The 16,997-nt window shown below is 57.7% G+C and carries 17 protein-coding genes; 4 read left to right on the plus strand and 13 right to left on the minus strand.

Annotated elements, in window-relative coordinates; all coding sequences use genetic code 11:
* Positions 1-6: 6 nt before the first annotated feature.
* Positions 7-2,073: a 4-alpha-glucanotransferase gene (gene malQ / locus AC6I8J_RS20500; RefSeq protein WP_497825790.1), complete on the plus strand. Its 2,067-nt coding sequence runs from the start codon at positions 7-9 to the stop codon at positions 2,071-2,073.
* Between the two features lie 187 nt (positions 2,074-2,260).
* On the opposite strand, the gene AC6I8J_RS20505 is transcribed toward malQ, so the two are convergent.
* From AC6I8J_RS20505 to malK, 6 genes are all read right to left on the minus strand, one after another.
* The gene (locus AC6I8J_RS20505; protein ID WP_161736172.1) at positions 2,261-2,731 is read right to left on the minus strand and encodes a type II toxin-antitoxin system YhaV family toxin; all 471 of its coding nucleotides are present in this window, start codon (positions 2,729-2,731) and stop codon (positions 2,261-2,263) included.
* A gap of 6 nt (positions 2,732-2,737) precedes the next feature.
* Positions 2,738-3,082 (minus strand): type II toxin-antitoxin system PrlF family antitoxin, encoded by a 345-nt coding sequence (locus tag AC6I8J_RS20510; protein WP_497825791.1) that lies wholly within the window; start codon positions 3,080-3,082, stop codon positions 2,738-2,740.
* 98 nt (positions 3,083-3,180) lie between these two features.
* Positions 3,181-3,396 carry a type II toxin-antitoxin system Phd/YefM family antitoxin gene (locus tag AC6I8J_RS20515; RefSeq protein WP_222925810.1) on the minus strand — a complete coding sequence of 72 codons (216 nt, stop codon included), beginning with the start codon at positions 3,394-3,396 and terminating at the stop codon, positions 3,181-3,183.
* A gap of 189 nt (positions 3,397-3,585) precedes the next feature.
* The gene (malM, locus tag AC6I8J_RS20520) at positions 3,586-4,518 is read right to left on the minus strand and encodes a maltose operon protein MalM (protein ID WP_222925811.1); all 933 of its coding nucleotides are present in this window, start codon (positions 4,516-4,518) and stop codon (positions 3,586-3,588) included.
* 98 nt (positions 4,519-4,616) lie between these two features.
* Positions 4,617-5,918: a maltoporin gene (locus AC6I8J_RS20525; protein ID WP_161735458.1), complete on the minus strand. Its 1,302-nt coding sequence runs from the start codon at positions 5,916-5,918 to the stop codon at positions 4,617-4,619.
* Between the two features lie 43 nt (positions 5,919-5,961).
* Positions 5,962-7,071 (minus strand): maltose/maltodextrin ABC transporter ATP-binding protein MalK, encoded by a 1,110-nt coding sequence (malK, locus tag AC6I8J_RS20530; RefSeq protein WP_497825792.1) that lies wholly within the window; start codon positions 7,069-7,071, stop codon positions 5,962-5,964.
* Positions 7,072-7,433: 362 nt separating this feature from the next.
* On the opposite strand from malK, the gene malE reads away from it, so the two are divergent.
* Genes malE through malG form a run of 3 tightly spaced genes read left to right on the plus strand, consistent with a single transcriptional unit; the run spans position 7,434 to position 11,132 of the window.
* Entirely contained in the window at positions 7,434-8,624 is a 1,191-nt protein-coding gene (gene malE, locus AC6I8J_RS20535; RefSeq protein WP_161735456.1) for a maltose/maltodextrin ABC transporter substrate-binding protein MalE, read from the plus strand.
* 58 nt (positions 8,625-8,682) lie between these two features.
* Positions 8,683-10,209, plus strand: a complete 1,527-nt coding sequence (gene malF, locus AC6I8J_RS20540; protein WP_222925813.1) for a maltose ABC transporter permease MalF — start codon at positions 8,683-8,685, stop codon at positions 10,207-10,209.
* Between the two features lie 32 nt (positions 10,210-10,241).
* Positions 10,242-11,132: a maltose ABC transporter permease MalG gene (malG, locus tag AC6I8J_RS20545; RefSeq protein WP_013196178.1), complete on the plus strand. Its 891-nt coding sequence runs from the start codon at positions 10,242-10,244 to the stop codon at positions 11,130-11,132.
* A gap of 85 nt (positions 11,133-11,217) precedes the next feature.
* Here malG and AC6I8J_RS20550 read toward each other — a convergent pair whose 3' ends face one another.
* The 7 genes from AC6I8J_RS20550 to AC6I8J_RS20580 form a co-directional block, all read right to left on the minus strand.
* On the minus strand, positions 11,218-11,826 hold the full coding sequence (locus tag AC6I8J_RS20550) for a TetR/AcrR family transcriptional regulator (RefSeq protein ID WP_161735452.1): 609 nt from the start codon (positions 11,824-11,826) through the stop codon (positions 11,218-11,220).
* Complete coding sequence (locus tag AC6I8J_RS20555; protein ID WP_161735451.1) at positions 11,801-12,418, minus strand: NAD(P)H-dependent oxidoreductase; 618 nt, start codon at positions 12,416-12,418, stop codon at positions 11,801-11,803. Before AC6I8J_RS20555 ends, AC6I8J_RS20550 begins: the two co-directional genes overlap by 26 nt.
* A gap of 97 nt (positions 12,419-12,515) precedes the next feature.
* Positions 12,516-13,586 (minus strand): iron-containing alcohol dehydrogenase family protein, encoded by a 1,071-nt coding sequence (locus AC6I8J_RS20560; RefSeq protein ID WP_161735449.1) that lies wholly within the window; start codon positions 13,584-13,586, stop codon positions 12,516-12,518.
* Positions 13,587-13,595: 9 nt separating this feature from the next.
* The gene (locus AC6I8J_RS20565; RefSeq protein ID WP_013196174.1) at positions 13,596-14,264 is read right to left on the minus strand and encodes a methionine ABC transporter permease; all 669 of its coding nucleotides are present in this window, start codon (positions 14,262-14,264) and stop codon (positions 13,596-13,598) included.
* A complete protein-coding gene (locus tag AC6I8J_RS20570) occupies positions 14,252-15,040 on the minus strand; it encodes a methionine ABC transporter ATP-binding protein (protein WP_497825793.1) in 789 nt (262 codons plus the stop codon). Before AC6I8J_RS20570 ends, AC6I8J_RS20565 begins: the two co-directional genes overlap by 13 nt.
* Positions 15,033-15,836, minus strand: a complete 804-nt coding sequence (locus AC6I8J_RS20575; RefSeq protein ID WP_033785173.1) for a MetQ/NlpA family ABC transporter substrate-binding protein — start codon at positions 15,834-15,836, stop codon at positions 15,033-15,035. The genes AC6I8J_RS20570 and AC6I8J_RS20575 overlap by 8 nt, the downstream gene beginning before the upstream one ends.
* Positions 15,837-15,871: 35 nt before the next feature.
* Complete coding sequence (locus tag AC6I8J_RS20580) at positions 15,872-16,891, minus strand: isopenicillin N synthase family dioxygenase (RefSeq protein ID WP_161735443.1); 1,020 nt, start codon at positions 16,889-16,891, stop codon at positions 15,872-15,874.
* Positions 16,892-16,997: the final 106 nt, after the last annotated feature.

Genomic DNA, 16,997 nt, shown 5'->3' on the forward strand with positions numbered 1-16,997 from the left:
AACGCGATGAAAGTTTTGGACGATTTTTCGCTGGCAGGCATCGCCGCAGAGTATATCAATGCGCACGGTAAGCCGCAGGCGATCCCGACCCTGACCCGCCAGCGTTTGCTGGCGGTGATGCAGCCTCCCCATCCGCTGAGCACGCCGCTGCCGCCAGGAGTCATTTTTCACAGCGGCGACCTGCTGAGTCTGTCGCCACAGCTGAGCGACGATGCCCACTGGCATCTTACCAGCGAGGCGGGTGAGATCAGCTCAGGTCGCTGCCAGCCCGCCCAGCCGCTGCATCTGCCGCCGCTGCCCGAAGGCTATCACCAGCTGACGCTGCAGCAGGGCGCACAGCAGTGGTCGTGCCGGGTGATTATTGCGCCGGCCCGCTGTTATGAACCCCCTGCACTGCTGGCGGGTGAGTCGTTGTGGGGCGCCTGCGTGCAGCTCTATACCCTGCGCTCGGCGGAAAACTGGGGCATTGGCGACTTTGGCGATCTGCGCAGGATGCTGCCAGAGGTGTCCGCACGCGGCGGCGCGTTTATCGGTCTTAATCCTGTCCATGCGCTCTTTCCTTCCTGCCCCGAGAGCGCAAGCCCTTACAGCCCGTCGTCCCGACGCTGGCTCAATGTACTCTACATCGATGTAGGCGCGGTCACTGACTTCCGGCAGAGCGCCACCGCGCAGGAATGGTGGCAGTTGCCGGAGACGCAGCAGGCGCTGGAGCAGACTCGCGCGGCCGAATGGGTCGATTATGCGGCGGTAACCCGGCTGAAGATTCAGGCACTGAGCCTGGCGTGGTCGCAGTTCACCCAGCGTGACGCCGCCGATTCAGAGGTACAGGCGTTTAATGTGTTTATCCGGGAGGGTGGCGAAAGCCTGCAGCATCAGGCGCTGTTTGATGCGCTGCACGCCGACCAGATGGCACAGGATAGCGGGCGCTGGGGCTGGCCAGTCTGGCCGGAGGCGTTGCAGAATCCCGGTACCCCGGCTGTGCAGGCATTTTTGAAACAACATCAGGATCAGGTGCGCTTCTGGCTCTGGCTGCAGTGGCTGGCCGCGAAGCAGTTTGCCGACTGCTGGGACATCTGCCAGCAGCAGCAGATGCCGATTGGCCTTTACCGCGATCTGGCGGTGGGTGTTGCGCAGGGTGGCGCAGAGACCTGGAGCGAGCGCGATCTCTACTGCATGGAGGCCAGCATCGGTGCGCCACCCGATATTCTTGGCCCGCGCGGCCAGGACTGGGGGTTGCCGCCCATGGATCCGCAGGTGATGCGGCAGCGCGCCTGGGAGCCGTGGATCGCCCTGCTGCGCGCCAGTATGCGCCACTGCGGCGCGCTGCGTATTGACCATGTGATGGCGCTGATGCGGCTGTGGTGGATTCCGGCCGGTGATAGCGCGATGCACGGTGCCTATGTGCACTATCCCATCGACGATCTGCTGGCGATTCTGGCGCTGGAAAGTCATCGTCACCGCTGCATGGTAATTGGCGAAGATCTCGGCACCGTGCCGGAGGCGATTGTCGATAAGCTGAGGGACGGCGGGGTCTACTCCTATAAGGTGCTCTATTTTGAGCAGGAGTCAGCCCATGGTTTTCGTCCGCCCGCCGAATGGCCACGGCAGGCAATGGCGGTGGCGACCACTCACGATCTTCCGACGCTGCGTGGCTGGTGGCAGAGCGATGATTTGACCACCGGCGCACAACTCGGCCTCTATCCCGACAAGGTGATGCTGGCCGGGCTATATCAGGATCGGCTGCGGGCGAAGCAGGCACTGCTGCAGAGTCTGCATCGCGTTGGTGCCCTGCCGAAACGTGCCGGACGCGATGCACGTCGCACCGGCATGAGCAAGGCATTAAACCGGGCGATGCAGCACTATCTGGCTGACAGTCACAGCGCCCTGTTGGGACTGCAACCAGAGGACTGGCTGGATATGGCGGCGCCGGTCAATATACCGGGCACCCGCGATGAATATCCGAACTGGCGACGCAAACTGAGCGTACCGCTGGAAACGTTGTTCAGCGATCCTGCCACTGACACGCTGCTGCGTGATCTGACGGCACGACGTAAGCGGCTACTGCGCGACTGAAGGTTAACGCGCGACGCAGACTCTTAACTGACGCAGCCTGTTTTACATAATTTTCAGTTATTACAGCGTGCGGGCCGGCAACGGCTCGCACGCTGCTACTGTAATCAGCGCCTCTCAACAGTGATAAGATCACCCTGAGCACGAGCATCTGAAAAACACACCGGATGCTGTTCAGGATTTAATCAACTTAAGAATTTGTATTCGCCCATTCCTGAGATTGCTTTAACAGCAATGCCCAGTCGTCAGGTGGATAGCCGTTATGCAACATTCCTGAAAATACTTTATAGGCGTCACGCTTACTGCCATAAGCACGTTTGGTTTCAGCGTCATTCATCCATGCAAGGATGATGGTTTTATGTTGCTCACTGAATCTAAAGAACAAACGATACTGCATCAAAAACTTTGCACGGAACCAATGCTTATTTTGTTCTCCCAGCGTATCGCCCTGGCGAAACTTTGCCTGATGTGGATCGGTGCAAATCTCACTATTGATAACTTTAAACACAGCGGCTAAAAGCTTAGTCGTCGCTTTTCGCTGGTAACTTTCAGGATATTTAGCCCTGAGTAACTCCACTTCATTGGTCAGCGCAATCAGCTGCGATTCAAAACAGGGATGAACATAAACGTGCCATCCATTTATAACCGTGCTGTCTTCCATACTTAATTACTCATCGTCCATGAGTGGAGCATCCAAATCAATGTCCATACCTTCGGTCAACGATGTAATGCGAGTTAATAATCCTCGATCCAGCGTTTTAATATTTGCAGGCGTGTTGCGTATGTCAGCAGCAAGAAAACTCAGAAAGCTCGCCATCACTGGATCATCATCAGTCACCGTTTCCTGACGGGCAATAAGGACTTTGCCGCCCGGCAGAACAGCGTATTCGATATTCTCACCAGGTTGCAGATTCATCGCATCACGAACTGCGGCAGGGATAGTGGTCTGGCTGCGGGCTGTCAGTTTTGATGAAGCACGCAGAGAGATGTTTGCATGAGTCAGAGTTCCCATTGCGGATTCTCACTAGAAGAAACAAGATAGCGCAACAGTAATGCAAGTGCATTGGCAATGCAAATGCATTGTTCGCTATAAGAGCGAATGTTTTGTTACTAAGTCTTCATTAAAAGCTTCTGATTACGCTTTTCCGTATCGACTGAAAAATTGGCACCCTGTTTTATTTCCTGCCAGACATCAAACTCTTCGCGACTGATAAGCACAGCAGCAGAGCCGCCCCGGCGGGTGATAATCACAGGCTCACGCGCCATCACGATATCCATGATTTCAGCAAGATATTTTCGGGCCTGTGTTGTCGTGTAACTTCGCATTTAGCCTCCAGAAAAGTCATCCCTGAAACAGCTTAGTTAGCCTATATTCATCAAACGCTATTGCCCACAGCATGACTTACGCAATGCGTAAAACCACGCAAAAAAATCATGCAATCAGGATCTCTGCAACAAAAAAAAGGTGCGCCGCAGCGCACCAGATGGAACAACATCAGTATTGTCGGGGCAGCTTCACCCCTTGCCTTTAACACTACTGATAAAGGTTTGCCGCGCAGAAGTGGAACCCAGCCGCTCGGCTTCATCCAGCAGTTTCAGCGCCTTGTCGATATTGCCGCTGTTCACCGCCTCGGTGATCTTCTGATTAAAGTAACGCTCGGTGTCGCTCATGATCGGTTCCGCGCGGGCTTTGGGCGCGGGCGCTGCGGCGGGTGCCGGTGCTGCGCTGTACGCTGCCGCAGGTGCGGTATTGCCGACGGTCACCGCGCTCGGGCCGGATGAACCAAACAGCGGCCCGACCAGAATGGATGAGCCGGAGCTGGTCTGCATCTTCAGCTTGATCGTGCCTTCCCGGCTGTGGCGGGCGACGGGATCGGGGATATCCGGTACCGCATGACCGGTGCCCTGGGCGTAGGCCTTGGCCGGGTCAAGCAGCGTGGTGGTTTGCGTCAGATCGCTGTCGGTGGTGAACACCAGCAGGTAGATTTTTTGCTGACCCAGCGCCGGGGTTAGCTTCATCACCCCTTCCAGTCGATCTGCCGCCATCACGCCCGGCTTCTGATAGGTAAAGTAGCGGCTGGGGAACCAGGCCGCGGGACGCAGGTTTTCATCCAGCACCAGCACGTTCGGCGCGAAAACCTGACCGTTCGCCACTTCACTGCTCAGCGTCAGCGTCAGTTCGCCGATATTGGCGGGCAGACTGTAGGCCGCGACCGACCCGGCAATGTGTGGCGCGTTCAGCGTCTGGCCGCTGTTCGAAAGTGTCGTGGTCTGGGTCTGAGAGGCCGCCAGCGGTTGCCAGCTCAGACGTTGTAGCGATTCAGGTGCCACGACGGGTGCAGCGGAGAGATCCTGTGGCACCAGATTAACATCGGCCAGGGCAGGCAGAGTGTGCCCTGTCAGCAGCGCCGCACTCAGACAGAGTGCAGCCAGTTTTTTCATTTTCATTATGCGTACCTTATTACAGGTCGCGATGTGAACCAGGCAATGGCACACCACGACCAAAGAGATCCCTCAGGCGCGACGCCGCGCCTGTCAGAAAAGGGTTACCACCAGATTTCCATCTGCGCGCCGAAGGTGACTTCGTCGTTGTTGCCACGGCTGTTAGTCAGGATGCCGTTGCCGCTGGTGTCCGCAGAGGCGAAGGTGGTGAGATCGCCTGAGTTATCTTTGTTGTAACCCCACTTTTCATCCCATTTGGCGTAGGTCGCGAACAGACGCAGTGCCGGACGAGACCAGATGCTGTCGCCCGCCTGCCACTGCTGCGCCAGCGTCACTTTGTACTGGCCGTTGCGCTCGTTAGCCTGCTGCGATTTGACGTTGTCGTAGCCCAGTTCCAGCAACGTGCTCATAATCGGCGTCCATTTGTACATCGGGCGCACACCCACGGTGTACCACTCGGTGCCGCGGTTGTTGTCCAGATCGATGTTCTGATACATGGCGACGTACATCAGGTCCCAGCGTTCCGCCAGCGAGATCGCGCCGTGATCGAGAATACGATACATGTCACCATTGTTATTCAGACTGGTACCCTGCGGCACGCCTTTGCCCTGCGAGGTCAGCGCATCAGTGGCGTACTGCAGCACGAACTTGTTGTAACCCTTCAGCATGCTCTGGGTATGTTCAGCCGTGAACATCCAGCCATCTTTCGACGCGCCATCCTCCAGACGGTAGTCGTCACGGGCATTGGCACGACCGTAATCGACACCCAGTTCCAGCACGCCATCCGTGTTAGTTTCCAGACCGGCCAGACGCACATCAAACACGTCGTTGGCAGTGCTGGTGGCGAAGTCACGGATACGATCGCTGGAGAAGGTATAAGAGCCGCCGGCTTCAGACGAACGGGTTGCCGCGAAAGAGAGCTTACCAAAGCCCAAATCGACATCTTCCAGACCCGCGCCCGGACCGGAGATATCCCAGTAGTAGAAGTCGATCATATGAACGTCGTGACGCTGATAGAACCGCTTACCGGCCCAGATGGTTGAACCTGGCAGCGCATCAATCAGGTTTTTACCTTTGACGTTGGCTTCGCGGAAAGCGGGGGATGTCGCTTCCCAGTCATTCTGCTGTGCCACGGAGTAAGCCACGTTGGTGTCGAAATAGAAGCTTTTGTCGCCCTCTTTCCACACTTCCTGGCCTAATTTCAGTTCGGCGTAGGTTTCACACTCGTTACCCAGACGGTACTTACTTTGAGCGCCGGTCGCCTGAAAACATTGCTGCTCGCCACCGCTGCCGGTCCAGCCAATGCCGGAACGGGCGTAACCGGTAAAATCAACCGCCATCGTCGGGGCGGAGAGGGTGCCCACCGCGACGGCAACGGCAATGGGAAGTTTGCGCAGAGTTAACATTTTCTATCTCCTGAGGTCATTGCTTTTATTGTTTTTGGCAGGGCTATACACCCGGCTCCTGATACAGCCTGCGGCACGCGCTCCCGTCCTCGCGGAACAGGTGACAACGCTCGGGCGGCAGGCCAATACCGAGGATGGCGCCCTCTTTTACCAGCACGACGTCCTCCTGGCGGTAGACCAGGTTCTGACGGATAGCGGGAATCTCGATGTGAATCTGTGTTTCATGCCCCAGCTGTTCCACCACCTGCACTTCCCCTTCCAGGGTGACGTCGGCGATATCGCTGGAGAGCAGATGTTCCGGGCGAATACCCAGTGACATATTGCTGCCGACCTGGACGCCAGCACTGTCCACCGGCAGCCAGACCAGCTGCTGATTCGGCAGCCGCACCTGCACCTGATCAATGGCGGTGGCGGTCACTTTTACCGGCAGGAAATTCATTTTGGGTGAGCCAATAAACCCGGCGACAAAGCGGTTGGCGGGATAGTGATACAACTCAAGCGGCCTGCCGACCTGCGCAATGCGCCCGGCATCCAGCACCACGATCTTGTCTGCCAGCGTCATCGCTTCGATCTGATCGTGGGTGACGTAAATCATGGTGCGCTTCAGGCGCTTATGCAGACGGGAGATCTCAATGCGCATCTGGACGCGCAGCGCCGCGTCGAGGTTCGACAGCGGTTCATCCAGCAGAAAGACGCGCGGCTCCGCCACCAGCGTGCGGCCAATCGCCACGCGCTGACGCTGACCGCCAGAGAGGGCTTTAGGCCGGCGATCGAGCAGGTGCGCCAGTTGCAGAATCTCTGCCACCTGATTGACGCGCTGATGGATCTCCGCTTTTTTCACCCCGGCCAGCTTCAGGCCAAACGACATATTCTCCGCCACCGACAGGTGGGGATAGAGCGCATAAGACTGAAACACCATGCCGATGCCACGTTCGGCGGGCGGCACCTCATTCATGTGCCGGTCGCCGATCAACAGTTCGCCGCTGGTGATGGTTTCCAGTCCGGCAATCATGCGCAGCAGCGTCGATTTGCCACAGCCCGACGGGCCGACGAAAACAACAAATTCCCCTTCACGAATAGTGAGATCAATATCTTTCGACACCACCGTATCGCCCCAGGCTTTTGTGACATTGCGTAGCACAACGCTCGCCATGATCCCTTCCCTCTTAGCTGCACATTCGTGTCTGCCGGGCGGCAGACGGGTTCCGGGGCTCACTATGCGAGAGGAAACAGGGAGTAACATCCTCCGCCGCGACGCAATCTGATGGGGGAGGAGGCGGGAGGAGGAGAAATGCGGGCTGACTCGGCAGGCCGCGCGCTGCTGCGCTTTTTTGTGATCGCTGACGCAGACCTGCAGGATTTTTTAGCGCTTCAGCACGCGCTTAAGGCGCTTTTTGCACGTGCGATCACAGCGATTACGCCAGGGGCGTAGAGCGCAGGAGGATGAGATGGCGGTGTGGATCCGCACAATGATGCCGACAGAGCATTCACCACTTCCGCTAACAGGATGGATTTATGACGATGAAAACCGGAGCACGAATTCTGGCCCTTTCTGCCCTCTCTGCTGTGCTCTTTTCAGCAAGCGCGATGGCAAAAATCGAGGAAGGTAAACTGGTCATCTGGATCAACGGTGACAAGGGGTATAACGGCCTTGCCGAAGTGGGTAAGAAATTTGAGCAGGAGACCGGTATCAAAGTCACGGTCGAACATCCTGACAAAATGGAAGAGAAGTATCCGCAGGTCGCGGCGACCGGCGATGGCCCGGACATTATCTTCTGGGCGCATGACCGTTTTGGCGGCTACGCGCAGTCGGGCCTGCTGGCTGAGGTGACACCGGATGCCAGCTTCCGCGAAAAAATCTTCCCTTTCACCTGGGACGCGGTGCGCTTTGACGGCAAGCTGATCGGCTATCCGATTTCAGTGGAGTCGCTGTCACTGATCTACAACAAAAAGCTGCTGCCAACTCCGCCAAAAACCTGGGAAGAGATGGCCGCGCTCGACAAGCAACTGCGCGCCAAAGGCAAAAGTGCCATGATGTTTAACCTGCAGGAGCCTTACTTCACCTGGCCGTTGCTGGCCGCTGGCGGAGCTTACGCCTTTAAGCTGAGCGATGGGCACTATGATGTGAAGGATGTCGGCGTCGATAACGCCGGGGCGAAAGCGGGCATGCAGTTCCTGGTCGATCAGGTCAAAGCCAAAACGCTGAATGCGGATACCGATTACTCCATTGCCGAAGCCGCCTTCAACAAAGGTGAGACTGCCATGACCATCAATGGTCCGTGGGCATGGGGCAATCTGGATAAGAGCGGCATCGACTATGGCGTCACAGAATTGCCTGCCTTGAAGGGAAAACCGTCTAAAGCCTTTGTCGGCGTGCTGAGCGCCGGGATCAATGCCGCCAGTCCAAACAAGGAACTGGCGAAGGAATTCCTGGAGAACTATCTGCTGACCGATTCCGGACTGGAAACGGTCAACAAAGACAAGCCGCTGGGTGCCGTGGCGCTGAAATCTTATCAGCAGACGCTGGAGAAAGATCCGCGTATCGCCGCCACCATGAGCAACGCTAAACAGGGCGACATCATGCCGAACATCCCGCAGATGGCGGCCTTCTGGTACGCGATGCGCACAGCGACCCTGAATGCGCTGGGCGGTCGTCAGAGCGTTGACGCCGCACTAAAAGATGCCCAGGCCCGTCTGAAGAAGTAATTCTCCCTTTTGCAGCCGGGGCAACCCGGCTTGAGTGATCGTTAAGGAAAACCGCATCATGTCAGGAAAACCGAAAACGCGCAGTCTGCTGCTGAAAAGCGTTCTCATCGCGCTCTGCTGTCTGCTGGTCGGCTATCTGCTGGTGCTGATGTACGCGCAGGGCGAATATCTTTTTGCGCTGCTGACGCTCATCCTCAGCGCGACCGGACTGTGGATTTTTGCCAACCGTCGCGCCTATGCGTGGCGCTATGTCTATCCTGGTGTCGCCGGAATGGCGCTGTTTGTGTTGTTCCCCCTCGCCTGCACTATCGCCATCGCTTTTACCAACTACAGCAGCAGTAACCAGCTTACCTTTGAGCGGGCGCAGCAGGTGCTGCTGGGCCGCACGTTCCAGTCGGGTGAGGCGGTGAATTTTTCACTCTTCCCGGCGGGTGATCGCTGGCAGCTGGTGCTGAACGATGGCAAAGACAATTTTGTCTCCCCTCCCTTTACATTTGGTGCAGATCAGACGCTGAAAATGGCTCCCGCGGCACTCCCTGCAGCCGAACGTGCCACCTTCAGGGTGATCACCACCCACCGTCAGGCGCTGAGCCAGATCCGCGCCGAGCTGCCGGATGGCCGTCAGCTGCGGATGAGTTCGCTGCGTCAGTACTCTGGTACCCAGCCGCTTTATCGGGTTGGCGCGCAGGATGAGCTGATTAATCAGCAGAGCGGCACGCATTACCGCGCCAATCCGCAGACCGGTTTTTATCAGGCCATCAACGCAGACGATAACTGGGGCAACGAAACCCTGAGTCCCGGCTTTACCGTGAATACCGGCTGGAAAAACTTCGTACGGGTCTTTACCGATGAAGGGATTCAGAAGCCGTTCCTGGCGATATTTGGCTGGACGCTGCTCTTCTCGCTGATCACAGTGGTGCTGACCGTGGCTGTGGGCATGGTGCTGGCCTGTCTGGTGCAGTGGGAAGCGCTGCGCGGCAAAGCGGTCTATCGGGTGATGCTGATTCTTCCCTATGCCGTGCCGGCCTTTATCTCGATCCTGATTTTCAAGGGGCTGTTTAACCAGAGCTTTGGCGAGATCAACGTGATGCTGAGCGCGCTGTTTGGTGTAAAACCCGCCTGGTTCAGCGATCCGACGCTGGCACGCACCATGCTGATTATCGTCAACACCTGGCTCGGCTATCCCTACATGATGATCCTCTGCATGGGGCTGCTGAAAGCCATTCCCGACGACCTCTATGAAGCCTCGGCGATGGACGGTGCCGGCCCGCTACAGAACTTCTTCCTGATTACGCTGCCGCTGCTGCTGAAACCGCTGATGCCGCTGATGATTGCCAGCTTTGCCTTTAACTTTAATAACTTTGTGCTGGTGCAGCTGCTGACCAACGGCGGGCCGGATCGCCTGGGCACTACCACACCAGCCGGTTATACCGACCTGCTGGTGAACTACACCTGGCGTATCGCCTTTGAAGGCGGTGGCGGGCAGGACTTTGGTCTGGCGGCCGCCATTGCTACGCTGATCTTCCTGCTGGTGGGTGCGCTGGCGGTGATTAACCTTAAAGCCTCGCGGATGAAATTCGATTAATAGCCTGATGGACCAGGCGCTAAGGAGTTGTTATGGCTATGGTACAACCCAAATCGCAACGGCTGCGTCTGCTGACCACGCATCTGCTGCTGCTGTTATTTATTGCCGCGATTCTGTTTCCGCTGCTGATGGTGATCGCGATTTCCCTGCGAGCCGGTAACTTTGCCACCGGCAGCCTGATCCCGGAGCAGATTTCCTGGGAGCACTGGCGGCTGGCGCTGGGCTTTAGCGTTGAACATGCCGACGGCAGGGTGACACCGCCGCCCTTCCCGGTGCTGCTGTGGTTATGGAATTCGATCAAGATTGCGGCAATCAGCGCGCTGGGCATCGTGGCGCTCTCCACCACCTGCGCCTATGCGTTTGCCCGTATGCGCTTTACCGGTCGCGCCAGCCTGCTGAAAGGGATGCTGATTTTCCAGATGTTCCCGGCGGTGCTGTCGCTGGTAGCGCTCTATGCGCTGTTTGATCGTCTCGGCCAGTATCTGCCCTTTATCGGGCTGAATACCCACGGTGGAGTGATCTTCGCCTATCTGGGCGGCATTGCGCTGCATGTCTGGACGATTAAGGGCTATTTCGAAACCATCGATGGGTCACTGGAAGAGGCCGCCGCGCTGGATGGCGCAACGCCGTGGCAAGCGTTCCGGCTGGTGCTGCTGCCGCTGTCGGTGCCGATTCTGGCGGTGGTGTTTATTCTGGCGTTTATCGCTGCAGTAACTGAAGTGCCGGTGGCCTCGCTGCTGCTGCGCGACGTCAACAGCTATACCCTGGCGGTGGGGATGCAGCAGTACCTCAATCCGCAGAACTACCTGTGGGGGGATTTTGCCGCGGCGGCGGTGCTCTCCGCGATTCCGATCACCCTGGTTTTCCTGCTGGCACAGCGCTGGCTGGTCAGCGGATTAACCGCGGGCGGGGTGAAAGGCTAAACGATCATCATTGTACGTTGCCACTGCTTACACAACGCCTGTTGTGGTTGAATGATTCGGCGGCCTGCGGGCCGCCTTTTTTATCCTAATCCGCTTCTGACGCCAGACTGCCCGCCACCAGCGCCATCACCATAGCCGCTATCGCCTGCTGACCTTCAGGCTTGCTGATATCGCCGCGTGCCACCGCGCCTGCGATGGCATCCGCGCCCCCCAGCAGCCCCCACATGCCGGCTTCCGCAATACCGCTGCTGCCAGCAAAAGGCGCAAGCCAGCGCTGACAGCGGGCAATAAAATCGAGCTGATAGTGGCGTTTGACGGCGGCCAGTTCCGGTGAGGTACTGAGCGCGGACAGCAGTTCGGGTATTTCGCGCCCCTCCGTCATCACACAATCGACATAACAGGCCGCGAGCACGTCCGCTTTTTCTGGTAATTGCATCGGCGCGGCATCCATCGCCGCATTCATCCGCTCGCTCTGGCGGCGATCAAAATCGTCATACAACGCCGCCAGCAGCCCATGACGGGTAGTGAAATGGTCATACACCACCGGTTTACTGACGCCTGCCGCGTCGCCGACCCGCGCCAGCGTCAGCGCCTCGCTGCCTTCCGTCTGCATTATCTGCCACGCGACGTCTGACAACTGCCTGCGTCGGGCCTCACGTGACAGACGCTTACGGGGTGTTTTTTCTACGGTCATGTTTTTCCTGATGGGCGAACAGACGCTGGCCCAGAGCCTGCGCCAGCTGATAGTGCGACTCAGGATAACCTTCATCGCCGATCAGTAACAGCTCACTGGTCACCACCGGCGCACCGCAGTAGTCAAAGATGCCGTTTTCAATCTGATTACGCATGCTGGTGAAATAGCCGCGCCGCACAAAGGTTCGGGTGTCCGCCGCGCCAATGGCCAGCAGATGCACAGGCAGATGGCCAAGGCGTTTAATTACCCGGCCATCCTGTTCGCTGAAGGCCCAGTCCTGGATAAACACCCGGTCGATCCAGCCTTTGAGCTGTGCCGGGAATGACCACCAGTAAATCGGATAGACCAGTACCAGCGCATCGGCGCGGTCCAGTCGCTGCTGTTCCGCCAGCACTTCGGGCGATGCCATAGCCTGACCGTTGAAACGTCGATGATCATCGAGCGTGAAGCGTGGATCAAACCCTTCTGCCGCCAGATCGGCCTTTTCAACCGTGTGGTGCCCTGTCGAGATTATGCCCTGCGCCAGCTGGTCCGCCACGTGGTGGGAATGCGCATCCTGATTAGGATGGGAAGTCACTATGAGTGCATGCATCGTTGTCACCTTACCTGATTAGCCATTAAGCTACTAAAGGTAATTTACTATTGGTAGGTTATCAAGCGGCAACGTCTGTTCTTCTGACTCACCGCATTTACGGTTTAAACGCGGCCGTCGCCAGCAGAGCCTTCTCCAGTTGATGAGGGTCAAACGTAAAGGGAAGATGCGCCAGGCTGGCGGCGGGAAAGTGGATTTGCTGCGCGATTTGATGCACGGTGTCGGCGTCGATAGCCGCAGGTAGCGTCAGGGGCGAGTGGAAACGGCGCAGCAGCGACAGCAGTTCCGGCTCGACCTGTTTGCCCTGCTGTTCAATCCAGGACTGGATCAGCAGGCTGAAACCGACCTTTTCGCCGTGCAGCCAGTGATGCAGTTCTGGCTGGTGCGTCAGACGGTCGTGGATAACATGGGCAAAGCCGGGCGTCGCCATTGCGTCCTGAATACTGTTCGCCAGCCCTGCCAGTACAATATTGGCTTCAATCACCTTCTCCAGCGCCGGGGTGACCTGTTGCGCTAGGTTATCGGCCACCGCCGTTTCACCCCACTGTCTCAGCACCGTCACCGCCTGCCAGGCGGCGGCGACTTTAAGATCCAGCGCCATCCGGTGCGGCGTCTGTCGCTGATAAGGTTCAAACTCAAACCATTTCGCCAGCGCGTCCACAATACCGGATCGCAGGTAGCGGACGTCGCTATGGGCAATCACTTCACTGTCCACCAGAATCCATTCCGGCATGGCGTTAAGTGGCTGACTGCGAAGATGCCCGCCCTGCTTGTTATAAATAATTGCCAGCGGAGACCAGGCTGCGCAGGTGGCAGCCAGCGTAGCGAAGTTGACCAGCCGCACATCCGGCAGGGCATCATTGACCGCTTTGGCACAGTCCAGCACCCGCCCGCCCCCGACGGCCAGAATCAGGGTGGCTCCGTGCGTCTGCACCCGCTGTTGCAGTGAAGCTATCGCCGCATCGGTGCATTCACCGGTCAGCATGTCGAGCTGCCAGCGAATGCCTGCCTGTTCCAGGCTGATGGTCAGTGCCGGATTCACCGCCTGCCAGGCGTGCGGCGAGGTGAGGATATGTATATGCGAGGTCAGCGGCCGGATAATCTCACCCACTTCAGACCGGAGTCCTGGCCGTTGCAGATAGCCTTTTGGCGACATTACACGAAACATCGCTGCCCCTTAACGCCGATAAGCCAGCGAACGCACCAGGCGGTCACCGAGTTTCTGAATCAGCATCACCAGCGCCAGCAGCACCACAATGGTGGCCGCCATGATCTGGTTATCGAAGCGCTGATAGCCGTAGCGAATCGCCAGATCGCCCAGTCCGCCGCCGCCGACCACACCCGCCATCGCCGAGAAGCCAATCAGCATCACAATAGTCAGGGTAATGCCCGCCACCAGCGCAGGGAGTGCTTCCGGCAGCAATACGCGGCTGACGATATGCCACAACGTGCCGCCCATTGAGACTACCGCCTCAATGCGGCCGCGATCGACCTCATCCAGCGCGTTCTCCACGATGCGGGCAAAAAAGGGAAAGGCGCCCAGCGTAATCGGGACAATCGCGGCGGTACTGCCGAGCGTGGTGCCGACCAGCAGGCGGGTAAAAGGGATCAGTGCGATCAGCAGCACCACAAACGGCAGCGCGCGCCCAGTATTGACCAGCGCATTGAGCAGTAGTGAAATCGCGCGGTTAGGCAGAATGCCCTGGGGACGGGTCAGGAACAGCAGCACGCCCACCGGTAAACCTATCGCAACCGTAAAGAGTGCCGCCAGCAGCACCATATATAACGTTTCGCCTGTGGCGTTCAACAGCAGTTCCTGAAACCGATCGCTACTCATGCTACGCATCGGGTTAATGCCTCTCGCTGATATTTTTCAATAAACGCCCGGTCCGCTTCGCCATCCTTCAGCAGCATTTTGCGCAGGCGTCCCTCTTCGCGTCCCATAATCTGGCTCAGCGTTCCGCTCTCGACCAGCTGGCCATTCTCCAGCAGCGCCGCACCGTCACAGATACGCTTTACTACCGCCATTTCATGGGTAATCAACACAACTGTGATATTGAGCTGCTGCTGAATATCGGCCAGCAGATCGAGAATCGAGGTGGTGGTTTCGGGGTCCAGCGCGCTGGTCGCCTCATCGCACAGCAGATAACGCGGTCGGGCGGCCAGCGCGCGGGCAATGCCGACGCGCTGTTTCTGTCCACCTGAGAGCTGCGACGGCCAGGCGGCCGCAAAGGACTCCAGCCCCACCAGTTTCAGCAGCGAGGTGACCCGCTGGCGGCGCGCCGCCTTAGGCACACCCGCAATCTCCAGCGCCAGATCGACATTGTCCTGCACGTTACGGGAATGCAGCAGATTGAAGTGCTGGAAGATCATCCCCATCTGCTGGCGCTGCTGACGCAGCTGCGCCAGGCTCAATGTGGCGAGATCATGACCATCTATCTCAATCCGCCCGCTGGAAGGACTCTCCAGCCGGTTCAGGCAGCGCAGCAGCGTACTTTTGCCCGCCCCGCTCCGGCCCAGGATACCAAAGATGGTGCCCTCTTCGATGGTCAGAGAGATATCGTCTAACGCTGGCGCAGGTGCGCCAGCGTAGTGTTTGCTGAGATGACTGAGCTTAATCATGCTGCTGGTCCGCAACCGGAATCACAGAGCCCTGATAGGTTTTACGGATGAACTCTGCCACCTGCGGCGAGCGCAGATCTTTCGCCAGCTGAATCACTCGCGGATCTTTCGCCAGTTCAGGCGTGGTCACCAGCAGGTTGGCGTAAGGGTTATGCGCCGCGGACTCCAGCCCCAGCGCATCTTTTGCCGGATTCAGACCCGCTTCCAGGGCATAGTTGCCGTTGATAATGGCGGCATCAACGTCATCCAGTGACCGTGGCAGCTGCGGTGATTCGATCTCAACAATTTTAATTTTCTTCGGGTTTTCACTGATATCTTTCGGCGTCACCAGCGTCGAACCCGCCTCGCCCTGCGCGTTAAGTTTAATCACCCCTTTGTCCTGCAACAGCCAGAGTGCGCGGCTCAGGTTGGTGGTGTTGTTCGGCACGGCAATGCTTGCGCCCTCTGGCAACGCTGCCAGCGATTTCACCTTACGCGAGTAGATCCCCAGCGGCTCAATATGCACACTGGCGACCACGGCAAAGGTTTTTCCCAGCGCTTTCTCCTGATCTTTTAAATAAGGCAGATGCTGGAAGTAGTTGGCATCGACATCCCCGGATGCCAGCAGTTCATTGGCATTCACGCCCCCGCTCAGCTCAACAATTTTGATATCCAGTTTCGGATCCAGAGTTTTGACATACTCAAGGATTTCCGCATGCGGCAGCGGATCGGCCGCCACGCGCAGCGGTGCCGCCTGTAAACTTTGAGCAATCAGCAGTGAAAGACCAGCCAGAACCAGAAAGCGCTTTTTAATCATCATCATTTATCTCTTATCGTTATCAGTCGTAGTTTTTAGTGGGTGTTGTGTTCGGGATAGAAACGCTGGGCAACTTCCGGATGCGAACGCAGCCGGCCTTTAAGGTAATTCCAGCCAACTTCTCGCAGGAGCGGGTTAAGCGGATCGCTGCTCGGTCCCTGCGCCAGCTCAGCCAGCTGCGGGGGAAGCTGATAGATTGGCACGACGGCGTCGAGCTGTGCGCCAAGGAAGAAGGCGATGGATAAGCGCTCATTGTTCTGCTGCGGCGACACCACGCGGTGTACCGTCGCGCGCAGATAGCCGTTGGTCGCCAGCTCCAGCAGTTCGCCAATGTTGACCACAAACGCGCCCGGCAAAGGTGAGGCATCAATCCAGTTGCCCGGCGTCACTTCAACCTGCAAGCCCGGCTGGTCGTCCTGTAATAACATGGTCAGGAAACCCGAATCCTTGTGTGCACCTACACCCTGGCGTGATTCACCCTCGGTGCGGCCCGGATAGCGGATCAGTTTGATGTGTTCGTTGGGATAGTCGCCGTAAAGGTTATCGAAGGCGTTACGTGGCAGGTTCAGCGCTTCGGCAAAGGCGCGCAGCAGCTCCAGCGCCACGGCAGTCATCTGCTGCTGCCAGCGGGTCACCACCGTCTGCAATTCAGGCAAGGCTTCAGGCCACTGGTTCGGCCCCTGCATGCGTTGCCAGGTCGGGGAATCGGCGGTGACGGGCAGCGCTTCGCGCTCTGCGCCAATATCGAACTGCTCACGATAGTCGGGCTGGCTGCGGGTGATTTCCACGCCCGCCAGGTTGTAACCACGAAAATGCGGTGAGTTGGCCATCGCGACCGCCGTTTTGTCCGCCTGCGGCAGAGCAAAAAACGTCCGTGCGACCCGCTGAACCTCATCCAGTAATTCACGGTCGATACCGTGATTAATTAAGTAGAAGAAACCGACATCACGCGCGGCCTGGCTTAATTTTTCCAGAACCTGTCGCTGCTGCTGTTGATGACCTGACAATAATGCGAAATCAATGACCGGCAATTCTGATGGGGTTAACGCACTCATGATTAATACTCTGTTGGCATAGAATCGTTTTACCTTGCCATTTCAGTTATGCGTTAACTACCAACTAATCCTGCTATGGATATGCGGCGGATGGGAATATCCCACC

The organism is Pantoea sp. X-Soil-ISGK-355 (assembly GCF_059730805.1).

Excerpts from the sequence above, each read along its gene's own strand:
- malQ (WP_497825790.1), top strand. The coding sequence starts at position 7 with ATGAAAGTTTTGGACGATTTTTCGCTGGCAGGCATCGCCGCAGAGTAT.
- AC6I8J_RS20505 (WP_161736172.1), bottom strand. The coding sequence starts at position 2,731 with ATGGAAGACAGCACGGTTATAAATGGATGGCACGTTTATGTTCATCCC.
- AC6I8J_RS20510 (WP_497825791.1), bottom strand. The coding sequence starts at position 3,082 with ATGGGAACTCTGACTCATGCAAACATCTCTCTGCGTGCTTCATCAAAA.
- AC6I8J_RS20515 (WP_222925810.1), bottom strand. The coding sequence starts at position 3,396 with ATGCGAAGTTACACGACAACACAGGCCCGAAAATATCTTGCTGAAATC.
- malM (WP_222925811.1), bottom strand. The coding sequence starts at position 4,518 with ATGAAAATGAAAAAACTGGCTGCACTCTGTCTGAGTGCGGCGCTGCTG.
- AC6I8J_RS20525 (WP_161735458.1), bottom strand. The coding sequence starts at position 5,918 with ATGTTAACTCTGCGCAAACTTCCCATTGCCGTTGCCGTCGCGGTGGGC.
- malK (WP_497825792.1), bottom strand. The coding sequence starts at position 7,071 with ATGGCGAGCGTTGTGCTACGCAATGTCACAAAAGCCTGGGGCGATACG.
- malE (WP_161735456.1), top strand. The coding sequence starts at position 7,434 with ATGACGATGAAAACCGGAGCACGAATTCTGGCCCTTTCTGCCCTCTCT.
- malF (WP_222925813.1), top strand. The coding sequence starts at position 8,683 with ATGTCAGGAAAACCGAAAACGCGCAGTCTGCTGCTGAAAAGCGTTCTC.
- malG (WP_013196178.1), top strand. The coding sequence starts at position 10,242 with ATGGCTATGGTACAACCCAAATCGCAACGGCTGCGTCTGCTGACCACG.
- AC6I8J_RS20550 (WP_161735452.1), bottom strand. The coding sequence starts at position 11,826 with ATGACCGTAGAAAAAACACCCCGTAAGCGTCTGTCACGTGAGGCCCGA.
- AC6I8J_RS20555 (WP_161735451.1), bottom strand. The coding sequence starts at position 12,418 with ATGCATGCACTCATAGTGACTTCCCATCCTAATCAGGATGCGCATTCC.
- AC6I8J_RS20560 (WP_161735449.1), bottom strand. The coding sequence starts at position 13,586 with ATGTTTCGTGTAATGTCGCCAAAAGGCTATCTGCAACGGCCAGGACTC.
- AC6I8J_RS20565 (WP_013196174.1), bottom strand. The coding sequence starts at position 14,264 with ATGCGTAGCATGAGTAGCGATCGGTTTCAGGAACTGCTGTTGAACGCC.
- AC6I8J_RS20570 (WP_497825793.1), bottom strand. The coding sequence starts at position 15,040 with ATGATTAAGCTCAGTCATCTCAGCAAACACTACGCTGGCGCACCTGCG.
- AC6I8J_RS20575 (WP_033785173.1), bottom strand. The coding sequence starts at position 15,836 with ATGATTAAAAAGCGCTTTCTGGTTCTGGCTGGTCTTTCACTGCTGATT.
- AC6I8J_RS20580 (WP_161735443.1), bottom strand. The coding sequence starts at position 16,891 with ATGAGTGCGTTAACCCCATCAGAATTGCCGGTCATTGATTTCGCATTA.